General features: G+C 56.4%; 18 protein-coding genes and 1 riboswitch. Of the genes, 13 read left to right on the top strand and 5 right to left on the bottom strand.

Annotated elements, in window-relative coordinates; all coding sequences use genetic code 11:
• Positions 1-41 precede the first annotated feature (41 nt).
• The 5 genes from bioB to uvrB all read left to right on the top strand — a co-directional run bounded on the left by bioB (position 42) and on the right by uvrB (position 6307).
• Entirely contained in the window at positions 42-1082 is a 1041-nt protein-coding gene (gene bioB / locus ABTW00_RS16320; RefSeq protein ID WP_271447075.1) for a biotin synthase BioB, read from the top strand.
• Positions 1079-2236 (top strand): 8-amino-7-oxononanoate synthase, encoded by a 1158-nt coding sequence (gene bioF, locus ABTW00_RS16315; protein WP_433636357.1) that lies wholly within the window; start codon positions 1079-1081, stop codon positions 2234-2236. The genes bioB and bioF overlap by 4 nt, the downstream gene beginning before the upstream one ends.
• Complete coding sequence (bioC, locus tag ABTW00_RS16310; protein ID WP_433636356.1) at positions 2220-2975, top strand: malonyl-ACP O-methyltransferase BioC; 756 nt, start codon at positions 2220-2222, stop codon at positions 2973-2975. Before bioF ends, bioC begins: the two co-directional genes overlap by 17 nt.
• A complete protein-coding gene (gene bioD / locus ABTW00_RS16305; RefSeq protein ID WP_433636355.1) occupies positions 2968-3645 on the top strand; it encodes a dethiobiotin synthase in 678 nt (225 codons plus the stop codon). Before bioC ends, bioD begins: the two co-directional genes overlap by 8 nt.
• Positions 3646-4282: 637 nt before the next feature.
• Positions 4283-6307, top strand: a complete 2025-nt coding sequence (gene uvrB, locus ABTW00_RS16300; protein WP_064548421.1) for an excinuclease ABC subunit UvrB — start codon at positions 4283-4285, stop codon at positions 6305-6307.
• A gap of 321 nt (positions 6308-6628) precedes the next feature.
• On the opposite strand, the gene pmrB is transcribed toward uvrB, so the two are convergent.
• From pmrB to yvcK, 4 genes are read right to left on the bottom strand one after another with little or no spacing between them, the layout of a single operon-like run.
• Positions 6629-7708: a two-component system sensor histidine kinase PmrB gene (pmrB, locus tag ABTW00_RS16295; RefSeq protein WP_065355562.1), complete on the bottom strand. Its 1080-nt coding sequence runs from the start codon at positions 7706-7708 to the stop codon at positions 6629-6631.
• A gap of 3 nt (positions 7709-7711) precedes the next feature.
• On the bottom strand, positions 7712-8383 hold the full coding sequence (pmrA, locus tag ABTW00_RS16290) for a two-component system response regulator PmrA (protein WP_064548427.1): 672 nt from the start codon (positions 8381-8383) through the stop codon (positions 7712-7714).
• A 10-nt stretch (positions 8384-8393) separates the two neighbouring features.
• Complete coding sequence (gene eptA, locus ABTW00_RS16285; protein WP_433636354.1) at positions 8394-10025, bottom strand: phosphoethanolamine transferase EptA; 1632 nt, start codon at positions 10023-10025, stop codon at positions 8394-8396.
• 58 nt (positions 10026-10083) lie between these two features.
• Positions 10084-11007 (bottom strand): uridine diphosphate-N-acetylglucosamine-binding protein YvcK, encoded by a 924-nt coding sequence (yvcK, locus tag ABTW00_RS16280; RefSeq protein ID WP_064548431.1) that lies wholly within the window; start codon positions 11005-11007, stop codon positions 10084-10086.
• 241 nt (positions 11008-11248) lie between these two features.
• A riboswitch (molybdenum cofactor riboswitch) is annotated at positions 11249-11385 on the top strand.
• Between yvcK and moaA the strand changes: the two genes are divergently transcribed.
• The 8 genes from moaA to ABTW00_RS16240 all read left to right on the top strand — a co-directional run bounded on the left by moaA (position 11373) and on the right by ABTW00_RS16240 (position 16228).
• Positions 11373-12362, top strand: a complete 990-nt coding sequence (moaA, locus tag ABTW00_RS16275) for a GTP 3',8-cyclase MoaA (RefSeq protein ID WP_065355566.1) — start codon at positions 11373-11375, stop codon at positions 12360-12362. (Overlaps the previous riboswitch by 13 nt.)
• Positions 12363-12384: 22 nt before the next feature.
• The gene (gene moaB, locus ABTW00_RS16270; RefSeq protein ID WP_433636352.1) at positions 12385-12897 is read left to right on the top strand and encodes a molybdenum cofactor biosynthesis protein B; all 513 of its coding nucleotides are present in this window, start codon (positions 12385-12387) and stop codon (positions 12895-12897) included.
• A 3-nt stretch (positions 12898-12900) separates the two neighbouring features.
• Positions 12901-13386 carry a cyclic pyranopterin monophosphate synthase MoaC gene (gene moaC, locus ABTW00_RS16265; protein ID WP_065355568.1) on the top strand — a complete coding sequence of 162 codons (486 nt, stop codon included), beginning with the start codon at positions 12901-12903 and terminating at the stop codon, positions 13384-13386.
• On the top strand, positions 13379-13624 hold the full coding sequence (gene moaD / locus ABTW00_RS16260) for a molybdopterin synthase sulfur carrier subunit (protein WP_064548439.1): 246 nt from the start codon (positions 13379-13381) through the stop codon (positions 13622-13624). Before moaC ends, moaD begins: the two co-directional genes overlap by 8 nt.
• Before the next feature lies 1 nt (position 13625).
• The gene (moaE, locus tag ABTW00_RS16255) at positions 13626-14078 is read left to right on the top strand and encodes a molybdopterin synthase catalytic subunit MoaE (RefSeq protein WP_064548441.1); all 453 of its coding nucleotides are present in this window, start codon (positions 13626-13628) and stop codon (positions 14076-14078) included.
• Positions 14079-14120: 42 nt separating this feature from the next.
• Positions 14121-14825, top strand: a complete 705-nt coding sequence (locus ABTW00_RS16250) for a Bax inhibitor-1/YccA family protein (protein WP_065355569.1) — start codon at positions 14121-14123, stop codon at positions 14823-14825.
• Between the two features lie 146 nt (positions 14826-14971).
• A complete protein-coding gene (locus ABTW00_RS16245) occupies positions 14972-15679 on the top strand; it encodes a Bax inhibitor-1 family protein (RefSeq protein WP_433636350.1) in 708 nt (235 codons plus the stop codon).
• Positions 15680-15817: 138 nt separating this feature from the next.
• Positions 15818-16228: a YbhQ family protein gene (locus ABTW00_RS16240; RefSeq protein ID WP_064548446.1), complete on the top strand. Its 411-nt coding sequence runs from the start codon at positions 15818-15820 to the stop codon at positions 16226-16228.
• Here ABTW00_RS16240 and ABTW00_RS16235 read toward each other — a convergent pair.
• Positions 16190-17296, bottom strand: coding sequence for an ABC transporter permease (locus tag ABTW00_RS16235; protein WP_064548448.1), 1107 nt, complete (start codon positions 17294-17296; stop codon positions 16190-16192). The genes ABTW00_RS16240 and ABTW00_RS16235 overlap by 39 nt on opposite strands.
• Positions 17297-17369 lie beyond the last annotated feature (73 nt).

Genomic DNA, 17369 nt, shown 5'->3' with positions numbered 1-17369 from the left:
ATAAACCGAACCGAAAATTAACAAAACCCCCGGAGAAGCCAATGGCTCACCCTTTACGCTGGACAATGTCGCAGGTCAACGCTCTTTTCGAAAAACCGCTGCTGGAACTGCTGTTTGAAGCGCAGCAGGTCCACCGCCAACATTTTGACCCTCAGCAGGTACAGGTGAGTACGCTGCTGTCGATTAAAACCGGCGCCTGTCCGGAAGACTGTAAGTACTGCCCGCAGAGTTCACGCTACAAAACCGGGCTGGAGAGCGAGCGCCTGATGGAAGTGGAACAGGTGCTGGAGTCGGCGCGCAAAGCCAAGCTGGCGGGCTCCACCCGTTTCTGTATGGGCGCGGCGTGGAAAAACCCGCACGAGCGCGATATGCCGTATCTCGAGCAGATGGTGCAGGGCGTCAAAGAGATGGGGCTTGAAGCCTGCATGACGCTCGGGACGCTCTCCGACAGCCAGGCGGCGCGTCTGGCCTCGGCGGGGCTGGACTACTATAACCACAACCTCGATACCTCGCCGGAGTTCTACGGCAACATCATTACCACCCGTAGCTATCAGGAACGTCTCGATACCCTGGATAAAGTGCGCGAAGCCGGGATTAAAGTGTGTTCCGGCGGGATCGTCGGGCTCGGTGAAACGGTCACCGACCGCGCCGGTCTGCTGCTCCAGTTGGCCAACCTGCCGACGCCGCCGGAAAGCGTGCCGATCAACATGTTGGTGAAGGTGAAAGGTACACCGTTGGCCGATAACGAAGACGTTGATGCCTTTGATTTTATTCGTACTATTGCCGTGGCGCGCATCATGATGCCGACCTCGCACGTGCGTCTGTCCGCGGGGCGCGAGCAGATGAACGAGCAAACGCAGGCCATGTGCTTTATGGCGGGCGCTAACTCTATCTTCTACGGCTGCAAGCTGCTGACGACGCCAAACCCGGAAGAAGATAAAGACTTACAGCTGTTCCGCAAGCTGGGGCTGAACCCGCAGCAAACCACGGTCACCGCCGGAGACAACGAGCAGCAGCAGCGTCTCGAGCAGGCGCTGATGACGCCGGATACAGACGATTATTACAACGCGGCGGCGGTATGAGCTGGCAGCAGCGAATCGACCGTGCCGTCGCCGAACGCCGTGAAACGCAGGCCTTTCGTCAGCGCCAGCCGCTGGCGCAGGGGACAGGGCGCTGGCTGACGTGCGAAGGACGCCGTTACCGCAATTTTTCCAGCAACGATTATCTGGGCCTTAGCCAGCACCCGCAGGTGATTCGCGCCTGGCAGGACGGGGCACAACGTTACGGCGTTGGCAGCGGCGGCTCCGCGCATGTCACCGGTTACCACCAGGCGCATCTGCGCCTGGAAGCACAGCTGGCGGACTGGCTCGGCTATGACCGCGCGCTGCTGTTTATCTCCGGTTTTGCCGCCAACCAGGCGGTGATTGCCGCACTGGCCGGACGCGAGGATCGTATCGTCGCCGACCGCCTGAGCCACGCTTCGCTGCTGGAGGCCGCAACCCTGAGTCCCGCGCAGCTGCGGCGTTTCCAGCATAACGACGGCCAACATCTTGCCCGGCTGCTGGCTACCCCCGTCGAGGGGCAACAGCTGGTGGTGACGGAAGGGGTGTTCAGTATGGACGGCGACAGCGCGCCGCTGGCCGAGGTTGCCGCCGCGGCGCGCGCCGCCGATGCGTGGCTGATGGTCGACGATGCGCACGGTATTGGCGTAGTCGGTGAAAATGGACGCGGCAGTTGCTCTCAGCAGGGCGTTAAGCCGGAGCTACTGGTGGTGACTTTCGGCAAAGCCTTTGGCCTCAGCGGCGCGGCGGTGCTTTGCAGCCAGGCGGTCGCCGACTATTTCATCCAGTTCGCCCGCCACCTGATTTACAGCACCGCGATGCCGCCTGCCCAGGCGCAAGCGTTACAGGCGGCGCTGGCGGTCATTCAGAGCGATGACGGCCAACAGCGGCGTGACATTCTGGCCCAGCATATTGCGGCGTTTCGCCATGGTGCTCAAGGGCTGGCCTACGAGCTGAGCGGCTCACAGAGCGCCATTCAGCCGCTGATCGTCGGTGATAACGCAGACACGCTGCGGTTAGCCGAACGCTTGCGTGCGCAGGACTGCTGGGTGACGGCTATTCGTCCACCGACGGTGCCTGCGGGCACCGCGCGTTTGCGCCTGACGCTCACTGCCGCGCATGACGCGCAGGACATTGCTCATCTGCTGGAGGTTTTGCATGGCGAGCGTGGATAAACAGGCGGTCGCCGCGGCGTTTGGCCGCGCGGCGTCTTCTTATCAGCAACACGACGAGTTACAGCGTCTTAGCGCCGCGCAGCTGCTGTCCCAGCTGCCGGCGCGGGCGTTTCCCCGCGTACTCGACGCCGGCTGTGGGCCGGGGAGCTACAGCCGCTACTGGCGCGAGCAGGGCAGCCACGTTACCGCACTGGATCTCTCGGCGGAGATGCTGCAGCAGGCGCGTTTACAGCAGGCGGCGGATGCGTACCTGCTGGCGGATATTGAAGATATTCCGCTGCCCGCCGGCGGCTTCGATTTAGCGTGGAGCAATCTGGCTATTCAGTGGTGCAGCGACCTGCGTGCGGCGCTGGCTGGGCTTTATCGCCAGCTCGCCCCCGGCGGCACGCTGGCATTTACCACGCTGACGGCCGGTTCGCTGCCAGAGTTGAATCAGGCGTGGCAGGCACTCGACAGCCTCCCGCACGCCAATCGCTTCCTGCCTGAAGCGACGCTGCGCGAGGCGCTGGCGGCCTATTCTGGCTATAGCAAGGCCACCTCCATCACCCTTTCTTTCCCCGATGCGCTGAGCGCGATGCGCTCGTTAAAGGGGATTGGCGCAACGCACCTTCATCAAGGGCGCAGCCGCCAGCCGCTCACCCGCGGCAGGCTCCAGCAGCTCCAGCTGGCGTGGCCGAAGCTGGGGGGCGCTTGTCCGCTGACCTACCATCTTTTCACAGGAATCATCACACGTGACTGAACGTTTTTATGTAACCGGAACCGATACGGAAGTCGGGAAAACCGTTGCCAGCACTGCACTATTGCAGGCCGCACGCCTGCTGGGGCGTTGCGCCGTGGGCTATAAGCCAGTGGCGTCGGGCAGCGAAATGACCGACGAGGGGTTGCGCAACAGCGATGCGCTGGCGCTCCAGCGTAACAGCGTACTACCGCTGCGCTATGAAGAGGTGAACCCCTATACCTTTGCGGAACCCACGTCACCGCATATCGTGAGCGCCGATGAACAGCGGCCTATTGAGGCCAGCGTGCTATCGGCGGGGTTGCGTGCCTTAGAGGCGCAGGCCGATTGGGTGCTGGTGGAAGGCGCTGGCGGCTGGTTCACGCCGCTCTCGCCCACGCTGACGCTCGCCGACTGGGTTCGTGACGAGCAGTTGCCGGTTATTCTGGTCGTTGGCGTAAAGCTAGGTTGTATCAACCACGCCGTGCTAACCGCTCAGGCAGTACAGCAGGCCGGTCTGCGATTGGCTGGCTGGATTGCTAATGATGTCGTTCCGCCGGGACGTCGCCACGCTGAGTATCTCAGCACCCTCCAGAGAATGCTGCCAGCCCCGATGCTGGGTGAAATTCCATGGCTTGGCGAGTCGGTTGACGATCGGCCCCTTGGCGGCTATCTCGATTTGAGCGCGTTATAGACCGCTTTTTTATTCTGTTTTTTCTCTCGCGGGCTATCTTCATTCGTAAGCAATAACCCGCAGAAAACGTAAGGAAAAAGCACACTGTTATGGATAAAACGCGTGTGCTTTTTCGCTGATGCATATCAAAATTGGCGAGAAAATATTTTTTTGATTTCACGTTGACAGGAAGTTGCGCAAACCGCCGGGTGGCGAGGGATAGGGGCTAGCGGCAGTTATCCACTATTCCTGTGGATAACCCTGTGTATTAGAGTTAGAAAACTAGCGGTAAACGAGAGAACATGCGGCCTGCGCCTGAATTGATGCGAAAGGCGGCTTTTCTATCTTTTTATTAATAATCAATAAGATACATAAAAGCAATGGCGTAATAAAAAGTGCTGCGGATTGCCATAAAACTTTCATGACCGATATTGACAAATGTTAAAAGAGAAAAAGTTCTGGGGATAACCCGGTTCGAGTGGTGTTTTATGTTGTCAGAGGATAAATTTTCGCCTGTGACGCATGCCGCAACCTGTTTTGCTCAAAATACGATAATGGATTACTGTTTTTATATCCAGTGTTTTTTATTGGCAATTTGGCAGGCGGCGAGTAGAATTAATCTCCAGCCCGACCCATCCGTTATCAGGTAGCGTTGCCCATGAGTAAACCCTTTAAATTGCATTCCGCGTTCAGTCCTTCCGGCGACCAGCCGCTGGCCATCTCACGCCTGAAAGAAGGGCTGGAGGATGGCCTGGCGCACCAGACGCTGCTGGGCGTAACCGGGTCGGGAAAAACCTTTACCGTGGCCAACGTCATTGCCGATCTGCAGCGTCCGACGATGGTGCTGGCGCCGAACAAAACGCTGGCCGCCCAGCTCTATGGCGAAATGAAGGCATTCTTTCCGGAAAACGCGGTGGAGTATTTTGTCTCCTACTACGATTACTACCAGCCAGAAGCCTATGTTCCCAGCTCAGACACGTTTATCGAAAAAGACGCCTCGGTGAACGAACACATTGAGCAGATGCGTCTGTCCGCCACCAAAGCGCTGCTCGAACGCCGCGATGTGGTGGTGGTGGCTTCGGTGTCGGCGATTTACGGCCTGGGCGATCCCGATCTCTATTTGAAAATGATGCTACACCTGACGGTCGGCATGATTATCGACCAGCGTTCGATCCTGCGTCGTCTGGCTGAGCTGCAGTACACCCGCAACGATCAGGCGTTCCAGCGCGCGACCTTCCGCGTACGCGGCGAGGTGATTGATATCTTCCCGGCAGAGTCTGACGATCTGGCGCTGCGCGTTGAGCTGTTTGATGAAGAGGTCGAGCGCCTCTCGCTGTTCGATCCGCTAACCGGGCACGTCGAGTCAACCATTCAGCGCTTCACCATCTACCCGAAATCGCACTACGTCACGCCGCGTGAGCGCATTGTCCAGGCGATGGAAGATATCAAGGTTGAGCTGGCAGAGCGCCGCAAGGTGCTGCTCGACAACAACAAGCTGCTCGAAGAGCAGCGTCTGAGCCAGCGTACCCAGTTCGATCTTGAAATGATGAACGAGCTTGGCTACTGCTCGGGCATTGAAAACTACTCGCGCTTCCTTTCCGGGCGCGGGCCGGGTGAACCGCCGCCGACCTTATTTGATTATCTGCCGGCTGACGGTCTGCTGGTGATCGATGAATCGCACGTTACCATTCCGCAAATTGGCGGCATGTACCGCGGCGACCGGGCGCGCAAAGAGACGCTGGTTGAGTACGGCTTCCGTCTGCCGTCGGCGCTCGACAACCGCCCGCTGAAGTTCGAAGAATTTGAAGCGCTGGCGCCGCAAACCATCTATGTTTCAGCAACGCCGGGTAACTACGAGCTGGAGAAATCCGGCGGCGAAGTTATCGACCAGGTCGTGCGTCCAACCGGGCTGCTTGACCCGTTGATTGAGGTACGCCCGGTGGCGACTCAGGTGGATGACCTGCTGTCAGAAATTCGCAAGCGCTCGGTTATCAACGAACGCGTGCTGGTGACGACCCTGACCAAACGCATGGCGGAAGACCTGACGGAATATCTCGAAGAACACGGTGAACGCGTACGTTACCTGCACTCCGATATCGACACCGTCGAACGTATGGAGATCATTCGTGATTTACGTCTGGGCGAGTTTGACGTGCTGGTGGGGATCAACCTGCTGCGTGAAGGCCTGGATATGCCGGAAGTCTCGCTGGTGGCCATTCTCGATGCCGACAAAGAGGGCTTCCTGCGTTCGGAACGCTCGCTGATTCAGACCATTGGCCGCGCCGCGCGTAACATCAACGGTAAAGCCATTCTCTACGGCGACAAGATTACCCCATCGATGGCGAAGGCCATTGGCGAAACGGAACGCCGCCGCGAGAAGCAGGAACGCTACAACGAAGAGCACGGCATCGTGCCGCAGGGGCTGGTCAAAGACGTTGTCGATATTCTGGCAATGGGTGAAGGGCTGGCGAAGACGAAAGCGAAGGGTCGCGGCAAGTCTCGTTCTGCGTCGCCAATCGTTGAGCCGGATGTGCAGGCGCTGACGCCGAAGGCGCTCCAGCAGCAGATTCAAACGCTGGAGGCTCAGATGCTGAAACACGCGCAGAACCTCGAGTTTGAAGAAGCCGCAGAAATTCGCGATCGCCTGCACCAGCTGCGCGAGCTGTTTATCGCGACGTCGTGATCCGCCGCGAAAATATCGACGAGTAGGCCTGATAAACGTTAGCGCTATCGGGCCATTCGGCACAGGTGCCGGATGGCGGCGCAAGCGCCTTATCCGGCCTACTGTGACGTATCGGGCATTATTTATCTAAATTGCGGCAGCCATCACGAGCCCGCAACCTGCCTTAAGGTTCACTTAATCTATTCTGCTGATACTATCCGTAAAATCATTAGGGGTAGCGTCATGTCGAATCTGAATTTCCAGCAGTTATTTACCTTACTCGTCTCCGTTGCCATCGTTGCCGGCTTCCTGAGCCACTGGGTGCTGACCTACTGAGGCGTTTTAGCGCTTTGTCGGTAAAAACTCTATCCATGCCCGCGTTCCGGTGGTGTCCTCGCGGTTTTGCAGGAAGAATGCGGCTTCATGCAGCTGGGCAATGCGTGTCACGATGCTTAACCCGAGGCCAATGCCGCCATAGCGGCTGTCCATGCGGACAAAGGCCTGACTAAGTTCGCCCACCTTCGACTCATCTATTCCTGGACCTTCATCTTGCACAATCAACATCGGTTTGCTGTCTTTCACCAGCGACAGCGTAATGGTGGTTGATTTTGGACTGTAGCGATGCGCATTTTCCACCAGATTGCGAACCATCAGGCGCAGCAGCGTTGCATCACCGGCAACGGTTACCGTGGGCGTTGGCTCGGCAATGACTAACTTCTGCGCCCGAACCTCCAGCATCGTTTCCAGCTCATCTTTAAGCGGTTCCAGCACATCACTCAGCAAATTCACCTGCTGATAGCTTCCCGCTGAAAACGACTGGCCGACCCGCGCCAGCAGCAGCAGTTGTGCCACGCTTTCGGTCATCTGATCCAAACGCTGAATCAGCGGCGCAAGGCTCAGTTTCTGGGTTTTCTCCAGCAGCTCCAGATGCAGTTTCAGCCCCGCCAGCGGGGTACGTAGCTCATGGGCCACGTCGGCGGTGAACAGGCGTTCACGATCGAGCGTTTGGGTCAGGTTTTCCACAAGTTGGTTGATAGCCTTAGTGACTGCTTCAACCTCAACGGTGGTCTGCTGCAGGTAAATGGGCTGTAAATTCCCCGGGGTACGGCGGTCCAGCTCTTGTTGCAGGTCAGCCAGCGGGCGAGTGATACGTTTGACCGCCTGTAGACACAGATACAGCGCCAGCCCGATGATCACCACGCTTGGCACCAGCAGGCTGGCGATTGCTTCACGAACCTCGTGGCGGATATGTTTCACGTTGTTGTGATTGTGGATCAGCATCGCCACTTCCAGCTCGATCTGCTCTTTACTTTCATGCCAGAGCCAGAACACGCTGATAAGCTGGAATACGATCAGAATCAGGCCAATCGCCAGCAGCAGCTGGTGGCGCATCGGCCATTGACGAACGGAGAACATCGCCATGCGTTACTCCGTCGTGCTGGAATTAACCAGCTGGTAGCCAAAGCCGCGCACCGTGCGAATACGGGCTTTACCCACTTTGTCACGCAGGTTGTGGATATGTACTTCCAGCGTGTTGGTCGCCGGTTCATTATCCCAGTTGTAGATATCGTTGTAGAGAATCTCGCGGTGCACCGGGCTGCCGGCCTTGAGCATCAGGCGGGAGAGCAGGGCGTACTCTTTAGGCGTCAGCTCCAGCAGTTCGCCGTCCAGCCAGACCTGGCGGCGAGTGACGTTAAGACGCAGGTTTTCGACCGTCACCTCGTTATCGCCCTGATTGAGATTGCGGCGCAGCAGCGCGCGAATGCGGGCATTGAGCTCTTCGAGAGCAAAGGGTTTGATCAGATAATCGTCGGCACCGGTATCCAGGCCGCTGACGCGGTCTTCCAGGGTATCGCGGGCGGTCAGAATCAGTACCGGGGTGCTCATTTTTTCCTGACGCATGCGATGCAGAAAATGCAGCCCGTCCTCATCCGGCAGACCAAGATCCAATACCACCAGGCTGTAGTGGCCATTGGCAAGACTCAGCGCCGCTTGTTGCGCGGTGGCAACACCGTCGCAGGCGTATCCTTCACTCTGCATGGCCAGAATCAGCCCCTGCAGTAACAGCGTGTCATCTTCAACGACTAATATTTTCATCTGTTTGCCTCTATTTGCAGGTCGCTAATATATCATCCGCTGCATGATATTCCTTTGTCTCTACGCCGGTCATACCCAGTACGGTAGAGAACAGATTATCCTGTGAATAGTCATTTTCTTTGGCCTGTTTTTGCAGGCAATCGTAGTTCACGCCATAGCGTTTTTGATAATCATCGGATAACCATAACAGCATCGGCACATGTTTTTGCGTTTCTGGCGCAATAGAATACGGTAAGCCGTGCAGGTAAACGCCATTTTCACCTAACGACTCGCCGTGGTCGGAAAGATAAACCAGGCTGGTGGTAAATTTATCCTGCTTTGATTGCAGCAGTTTAATCGCTTTATCGACGATATAGTCGATGTAAACAATGGTGTTGTCGTAGCTATTTTTCAGCTGCTCCTGAGTGCACGACTGAATTTCGCTGGTATCGCAGGTTGGCGTAAAACGACGGAACTGCGGCGGGTAACGGTTGTAATAGGTCGGGCCGTGGCTGCCGATGGTGTGCAGCACAATCACGCCGTCACCCTGCATGCTGTCGATGGTTTTTTCTAAGTCGTGGAACAGCACGTCGTCATAGCACTCGCCGTCAATGCACTGGCCCGGTAACTTCATCGCCGTCATATCCTGATGCGGTACGCGGTCACAGGCGCCCTTACAGCCGCCGTCGTTGTCGTTCCACAGCACCTGAATTCCCGCGCGTTGAATAATATCGAGCAGGCCTTCCTGATGATGGGCTAAAGATTCGTCATAGCGGGCTCGCGGCATATTGGAGAACATGCAGGGAACAGAAACCGCCGTTGCCGTACCGCAAGAGGTCGTTTTCGGGAAATAGACCACGTTATCTTTTGCTAACAGTGGGTTGGTGTCGCGATCGTAACCGCCCAGCGAGAAGTTTGCGGCGCGCGAGGTCTCCCCAAGAACAATAATCGTTAAGTTCTTACGCGGACCGTTTTTCATGACGGCTTTTTGCTGCGCGTCTTCACCGATTTTTACCAACGGCAGGTTGTCCATCTTGTGGTGAAAATACCAGGAGTTGAGCGCCACAATACTGTTTGATGGGTTCAACGATTTCACCAGCTCTTTATTATTGCGGAACAGCGAGGCGTAATCTTTATAAAACAGGCCTGCAACCAGCACGATTAACAGTGCTGAAACCAGGACGGTACCGACGCGCATTAATGCGCCGCGCCACAGATTTGCCGCCGGTTTAATTTTAATCCACCACGCCAGGGCAATAAACAGCAGGGCGGTTAAACCCAGCACGACAATCATTTGACCAGAGAGCAGCGCGTAGCTCTCGGCGGGTGTGGTATCGAAGATATTGGTGATCATTGAACGGTCAATAATCACACCGTAATTCTTCATAAAATACTGCGCGCTGGCGCTGAGCAGAATAAACAGCGTGACGAGGAGTTTCTCAAGCCGAATCACTGACGCAATCGCCAGACAAATTGCCATCACCGCAAAGGCGACTACCGGCATGGTCAGGAATACGAGGGTATTGTGCAGGCTGTCTACCGGCAGCAGGCTAAAGGCCTGACGATAAAAAACGACGTTCAGCGCCAGAGCAATATACAGCGCGAACAGAATAATGTAGGTCAGACGACTGACAACGGGACGTTTACGTAACAGGCGAAGCATAACGGTAACCTAAGAAGATTGATGCTCGCTATGCTGCCCGTTCTATTTTAAGACAACCTTAAGATTTTAAGGAAACGCGGCCAAAGGCCTGAAGCGCCTCTTCCAGAGCCGCACGAAGCAGGGTGCGATCGTGGCGGTACGGTATGTCGCTGGCCTCCAGCGGCTGCTGGATAACCAATTTACCCTCTGTGCCACTGATGTCTGCTTTCGGACCGACAATCACGGCATCAATCACCGGTTTGCCAATGTAATGCTCCAGCAGATGAAGGCGGTCAGCGAGCGTCAGGTTGCCCGCAGGGCTGTGTTCGCGGCCCAGATTCTCGATGTAGACCATTGGCGCAGGCGTGCGGCGCATGGCCTGAGCGATATCCGGTAGCAGCAGGATCGGCAGCAGGCTGGTGTAGAAGCTACCGGGGCCAATGAGAATTAAATCCGCCTCTGCGATAGCCTGTACCGCTTCGCGGGTGGCGGACACTGACGGGGTCAGCATCAGCTCCTGCGGCGGCAGGGTCAGCTGGTCGATATTGACTTCGCCGTAGATTTCGTGCCCCTCGCTATCGATTGCCATCAAATCGACCGGCTGTTCGGACATCGGGATTAAAGACGCCTCAACTTTCAGTAGGTTTCTGATTAAATTGATCGCCTCTAAAGGCCGTACGCTCAGGTGGTCTAACGCCTTTAACATCAAGTTTCCAAGGTTATGCCCGGAAAGCTCGCCGTTACCGCCAAAACGATACTCAAACATGGTCGAAGCCACGCTGGGTTCGGTAATTAACTGATTAAGACAGTTACGCATGTCGCCCCAGGCGATGCCGCCCTCTGAACGACGAATGCGCCCCGTAGACCCGCCGTTATCCGTGGTGGTGACGATACCGGTAAGGCGGGAACCCAGCGATGACAGAGATGACATCACGCGTCCAAGGCCGTGACCGCCGCCCAGCGCCACCACGCGGTCGAGATCGGCAAAAGTGCGATTGCGCATACTACTTCCTTATGTCCTGAAAACCCGCTTACATTAGCCTAACTACCTCTAAAAGACGATGCTCTGTACCGGTCAAAATGACGTATATCAATGCAAAAACGTGATTTTTACGTATTCTGTAGGGAAAGTGCACGATTATGGCGCTATGTATAAGTTTATATAGCGAAAGCGAAAATGGCGAAACTGTTATTCTCGCGCTACTATTCGGCATAACCTGGTTCAGCGCGCTGTGTAAAACAGGCTGAACAAAACACTCTAGCCTCTGCGCCTAAGTTGAAAAATAAGGTGCTTTGGCCGCAACGGGTCACACCGTTGCCAGGGCGAAGGAAGAAATGATCTCGCCTCCCGTATTTGGAAAGGTGTCTATGGCTTTACAACTCACCGATGCGTTTGCGCGTAGGTTTTTCTATCTGCGCTTGTCGATTACCGACGTCTGCAACTTCCGTTGCACCTATTGCCTGCCGAACGGCTACCAGCCGAATGGGGTCACCAACAAAGGATTTCTGTCGCTGGACGAAATTCGCCGGGTGACGCGCGCCTTTTCGGCGTTGGGCACCGAAAAAGTGCGTCTGACCGGCGGCGAGCCGTCGTTGCGTCGTGACTTTACCGACGTCATCGCCGCCGTAAAAGAAAACGCCTCTATCCGCCAGATTGCCGTGACCACCAATGGTTACCGCATGGCGCGCGATGTCGCTGCCTGGCGTGATGCCGGGTTGACGGCACTCAACGTGAGCGTAGATAGCCTTGATGCGCGTCAGTTTCACGCCATCACGGGTCAGGACAAATTCCGCCAGGTGATGGACGGCATCGATGCTGCCTTTACCGCAGGATTTGAAAAAGTGAAGGTCAACACCGTGCTGATGCGCGACGTGAACCATCACCAGCTCGACACCTTTCTGGCGTGGATAAAACCGCGCCGTATTCAACTCCGCTTTATTGAACTGATGGAAACCGGCGAGGGCAGCGAGCTGTTCCGCAAGCACCATATCTCGGGCATGGTGCTGCGCGACGAACTGCTCAAGCGCGGCTGGATCCATCAGATCCGTCAGCGCAGCGACGGCCCGGCGCAGGTCTTCTGTCACCCCGACTATGAAGGGGAAATCGGCTTAATCATGCCGTATGAAAAAGACTTCTGCGCCAGCTGTAACCGTCTGCGCGTATCGTCCGTTGGGAAGCTGCATCTGTGCCTGTTTGGCGACGGCGGCGTTGATCTGCGCGAACTGCTGGCCGACGACGCCCAGCAGCAGGCGTTGGAAGAGCGTATTGCCGAAGCCCTGACGCATAAAAAACAGACCCACTTCCTGCACCAGGGCAATACCGGCATTACCCAGAATTTATCCTATATCGGCGGATAATTCGTCATCAAGGAGCTATTAAATGAGTCAGGTGAGCGCTGAATTTATCCCGACACGCATTGCTATTCTTACTGTTTCCAACCGTCGCGGCGAGGAGGACGACACCTCCGGGCACTTCCTGCGTGATGCGGCCCACGAGGCCGGGCATCAGATTGTCGATAAGGCGATCGTCAAAGAGAACCGCTACCAGATTCGTGCCCAGGTGTCTGCCTGGATTGCCCGCAACGATGTCCAGGTGGTGTTGATCACCGGCGGCACCGGGCTGACCGATGGCGATCAGGCGCCGGAAGCGCTGTTGCCGCTGTTTGACCGCGAAATCGAAGGCTTTGGCGAAGTGTTCCGCATGCTCTCTTTCGAGGAGATTGGTACTGCCACGCTGCAATCACGCGCCGTCGCCGGGATGGCCAACCGCACGTTGATTTTTGCGATGCCGGGTTCCACCAAGGCCTGCCGTACCGCGTGGGATAACATTATTGCCCCGCAGCTGGATGCCCGTACCCGTCCGTGTAACTTCCACCCTCATCTGAAGAAATAAACGATGTCGCAACTGACCCATATTAACGCAGCGGGTGAAGCCCACATGGTGGATGTCTCCGCCAAGGCGGAAACCGTCCGCGAAGCGCGCGCTGAAGCGTTTGTTACCATGCAGCCGGAAACCCTGGCGATGATTATTGAAGGCAGCCACCATAAAGGTGACGTGTTCGCCACCGCGCGTATTGCCGGTATTCAGGCGGCCAAGCGCACCTGGGACCTTATCCCGCTGTGTCATCCGTTGATGCTGAGCAAGGTGGAAGTTAACCTGCTGGCGGAGCCGGAACACAGCCGGGTGCGCATCGAATCACTCTGTCGCCTCACCGGGAAAACCGGTGTCGAAATGGAGGCGCTGACCGCCGCATCGGTTGCGGCGTTGACCATCTATGACATGTGTAAAGCGGTGCAAAAAGATATGGTTATTGGCCCGGTCCGCCTGCTGGCGAAAAGCGGCGGTAAATCGGGCGATTTCAAGGCGGATACTCATGATTAATGTGCTGTTTTTTGCTCAGGTTCGTGAGCTGGTGGGCGTGGACTCGCTGGCGCTGGCGCCTGAGTTTGCCAATGTGGAAGCCGTGCGCCAGCATCTCGCCGCACAGGAAGGGCGCTGGTCGTTGGCTCTGGAAGAGGGCAAGCTGCTGGCGGCGGTGAACCAAACGCTGGTCAGCTTCGATCATCCGGTCACCGATGGTGATGAAGTGGCGTTTTTCCCGCCGGTGACGGGAGGCTAAAATGAGCGAAACCCGTATTATCGTTCGCCATGAACGTTTTAGCGTCGGCGATGAATATCCCTGGCTGGCTGAACGCGATGAAGATGGCGCGGTGGTGACGTTTACCGGCAAGGTGCGTAACCATAATCTCGGCGACAGCGTGAAGGCGCTGAGCCTCGAACACTACCCGGGTATGACCGAAAAAGCGCTGGCGGAAATCGTCGATGCCGCCCGTGAACGCTGGCCGCTGGGCCGCGTCACGGTGATTCACCGCATTGGCGAGATGTGGCCGGGCGAAGAAATTGTTTTCGTCGGCGTCACCAGCGCCCATCGCGGCAGCGCCTTTGACGCCGGTGAATTTATCATGGACTATCTAAAGACCCGCGCGCCGTTCTGGAAGCGTGAAGCCACGCCGGAAGGCGAGCGTTGGGTGGAAGCGCGCGACAGCGATAAACAGGCAGCCGAGCGTTGGTAGCGTTACACTTACTTCAGGCTTTCATTAATTCAGGAGAACGTCATGGATCGATTCCCTCGCTCTGATTCAATCGTGCAGGCCCGTAGCGGCCTGCAAACCTATATGGCGCAGGTTTACGGCTGGATGACCTGCGGGCTGCTGCTGACCGCGTTTATTGCGTGGTACGCGGCGAACACGCCGGCGGTGATGATGTTTGTTTTCTCCAGCAAAATCACCTTCTTTGGGCTGATCATCGCCCAGTTGGCGCTGGTATTCGTCCTTTCTGGCATGGTGCAGCGTTTAAGCGCGGGCATGGCGACCACGCTATTTATGCTCTACTCGGCGCTCACCGGGCTGACGCTATCGAGCATTTTTATCGTCTACACCTATTCATCTATCGCCAGCACCTTCGTGGTGACCGGCGGAATGTTCGGTATCATGAGCCTCTACGGCTACACCACCAAGCGTGATTTAAGCGGCCTCGGCAGCATGCTGTTTATGGGGCTGATTGGTATCGTGCTGGCCTCGCTGGTCAACTTCTGGCTGAAAAGCGACGCGTTGATGTGGGCGATTACTTATATTGGCGTGGTGATCTTCGTCGGTCTGACGGCTTACGACACCCAGAAGCTGAAAAACATCGGCGAACAAATTGACGTGCGCGACTCGTCGAACCTGCGTAAATACGCCATTCTCGGCGCGCTGACGCTGTACCTCGACTTCATCAACCTGTTCCTGATGCTGCTGCGGATTTTTGGTAACCGCCGCTAGGTAGGCTGAGTGAGTTAAACGATCCCGGACTGGTTCCGGGATTTTTTTCGGATTTCATTCAGATGCCAAACGCACATTAAAAGCAGCTTGCCGATGGGCAACCGTGCCAGATTAAGCCATCAGCCAAATCGACACGGAAGCCCCTTATGCCCATCTTCTCCGCCATCCGGCAGCATCAAATCACCGTTATCCCCGCCAAAATGATGATCGGCGTCTGGCTGCTCACCGCCGCCGGTTTATGGGCAACGGCAGCGCTGACGTGGGCAACGGTCATCTACCGCGAGGCTTTTGCGCTTGAACTCCATCCCGCCGCTATTTTTGGCGCTTTTTTACTGCTGATCGTGGGTGGCTACTATTTGATGGGGCCACTCCGTCGATTGAGCACAGCCGCGGCGGTTGTTTTTTATCTGGCATTTATTGCGCTGGCGGGCATTTTCTCGGGCAATCTTTTTACATGGCAGGGAGTTGTAGTCGTACTGGGGATTACCGGCGCGATGTTTGCCGTCAGCGCCTGCCTTTGCTGGTGCGTTGATATGAATCCAGGCAGCGTCAGGCAAATTATTATCATGATCGTCTGCGGTACGCTGATCGCGATGACCGTAAACAGCCTGCTGGATAGCTGCCCATCGCGCTGGTTCTACAGCCACGTTACCGTTGTGCTATGGGCGGTAACGGCCGGTTGTGAAAAAGACACGCTGCACGGCTACGCACGTAAACTGTACGCCGACGAATTTTACACCCTGCCTCGCTGCATTGTGCTGGGCGCGATGACGATATCCCTCAGCGTGATTGCATTTTACCGTCGACTGTTAATGTGCGTGATGGACATTCTTTCCGGTTTCTGGTGGCACTGATTGCGCTAAAAATAGACAAATTGCTCTCTTCCTGAGCGAAAAAGTGACACCAACGTCACAAAAAGCACCACATTTACGGAATTTTCCGTACACTCGGGTACTCTGAATAAGCAAATAAAATTCTTCAGGAGAGAAGCCATGAAGTGGCAACAACGAGTTCGTGTCGCAACTGGGCTAAGTTGCTGGCAGATTATGTTGCATTTGCTGGTCGTCGCCGTGCTGGTGATGGGCTGGATGAGCGGCGCGCTGGTGCGCGTAGGCTTGGGGCTCTGCGTCGTGTATGCCGTTACCGTTTTACTGATGCTGGCGCTACAGCGTCACCACGAGCAGCGCTGGCGAGACGTCGCCGATGTGCTCGAAGAGTTGACCACCACCTGGTATTTTGGCGCGGCGATGATTGTCGTCTGGCTGCTGTCGCGCGTGCTGCAAAATAACTACCTGCTGGCGGTGGCCGGTCTGGCTATCCTTGCCGGTCCAGCGGTGTTCTCGCTGCTGGTGAAAGAAAAAACCTCAGGCGATCTTGCGGCGAAACATCGCGTACGCCACTGATCCCGTCGTGGCCGCTATAAACAGTAGCGGCCACAGGCTCCCCCAGACAATCGACAGACTCGCATCTTTCAAATAAATCTGCTTGGTAATATCGGTAAAGTGCCGAATTGGGTTAATCCACGTTAAATGCTGGAGCCATACCGGCATGTTCTCGACCGGCGACACATAGCCTGACAGCAGAATCGCTGGCATCATAAAGACGAACACGCCGATAAACGCCTGCTGCTGCGTTGAACATAGCGCGGAAATCAGCAGCCCGAACCCGACCAGCGATAGCCCGTAAATCACCATCGTGAAATAAAACAGCGCCAGCGAACCGGCGAAAGGAATCTGATAGGCCCAGATGCCGATGGCCAGCACAATAGTGGCCTGGAACGTGGCGACGATCAGCGCGGGCACTGCTTTACCGACAAAAATTTGCCAGGTGGCGAGCGGGGAGACCAGCAGCTGATCGAGCGTACCCTGTTCGCGCTCGCGAGCTACCGACAGCGAGGTGACGATCATCACGCCGATGGTGGTGATCATGGCGATCAGCGAGGGCACCACAAACCACTTGTAGTCGAGATTCGGGTTGTACCAGTTGCGCACCACCAGTTCACTGTTGTTCGGTTTTGCTTTCCCTTCCATCAGCTCCTGTTGGTAGTTTTTAACGATTTGCTGCAGATAATTAGCGGCAATCTGCGCGCTGTTGGAGTTACGTCCGTCGAGCAGCAGCTGCATCGGCGCGGTATGGAACGTGTCGAGGTTACGGGAAAAATCGGCCGGGAAGCGCACCAGCAGCAATGCTTTTTGGGTGTCGAGCGTAGGCTGGATCTCCTGCGGGCTTCTCAGCAGCAGCACGTGGGTGAAGGCTTTGGCGCGGGCGAAGCGCTGGGTTAATTCAACGGCGTGCTTGCCGTTGTCTTCGTTATAGACGGCGATGGTGGCGTTGGTCACTTCCAGCGTGGCGGCAAAGGGAAACAACAGCACCTGGATCAGCACCGGCATAATCAGAATGGCGCGGGTCTGCGGCTCGCGCAGCAGCGACTGTAGCTCTTTGCGGATAAGCGTCCATAAGCGATAAAACATAGTGCTGTCCTCATGTCGGGTGGCGCTGCGCTTACCCGACCTACAGGGCTCGTCAGCCCGGTCAGCGTCGCGC

It is taken from the genome of Kluyvera georgiana, from assembly GCF_050990895.1.
Classification (GTDB): Bacteria; Pseudomonadota; Gammaproteobacteria; order Enterobacterales; family Enterobacteriaceae; genus Kluyvera; species Kluyvera georgiana.
This window is presented reverse-complemented; position numbering and strand designations above follow the sequence as displayed.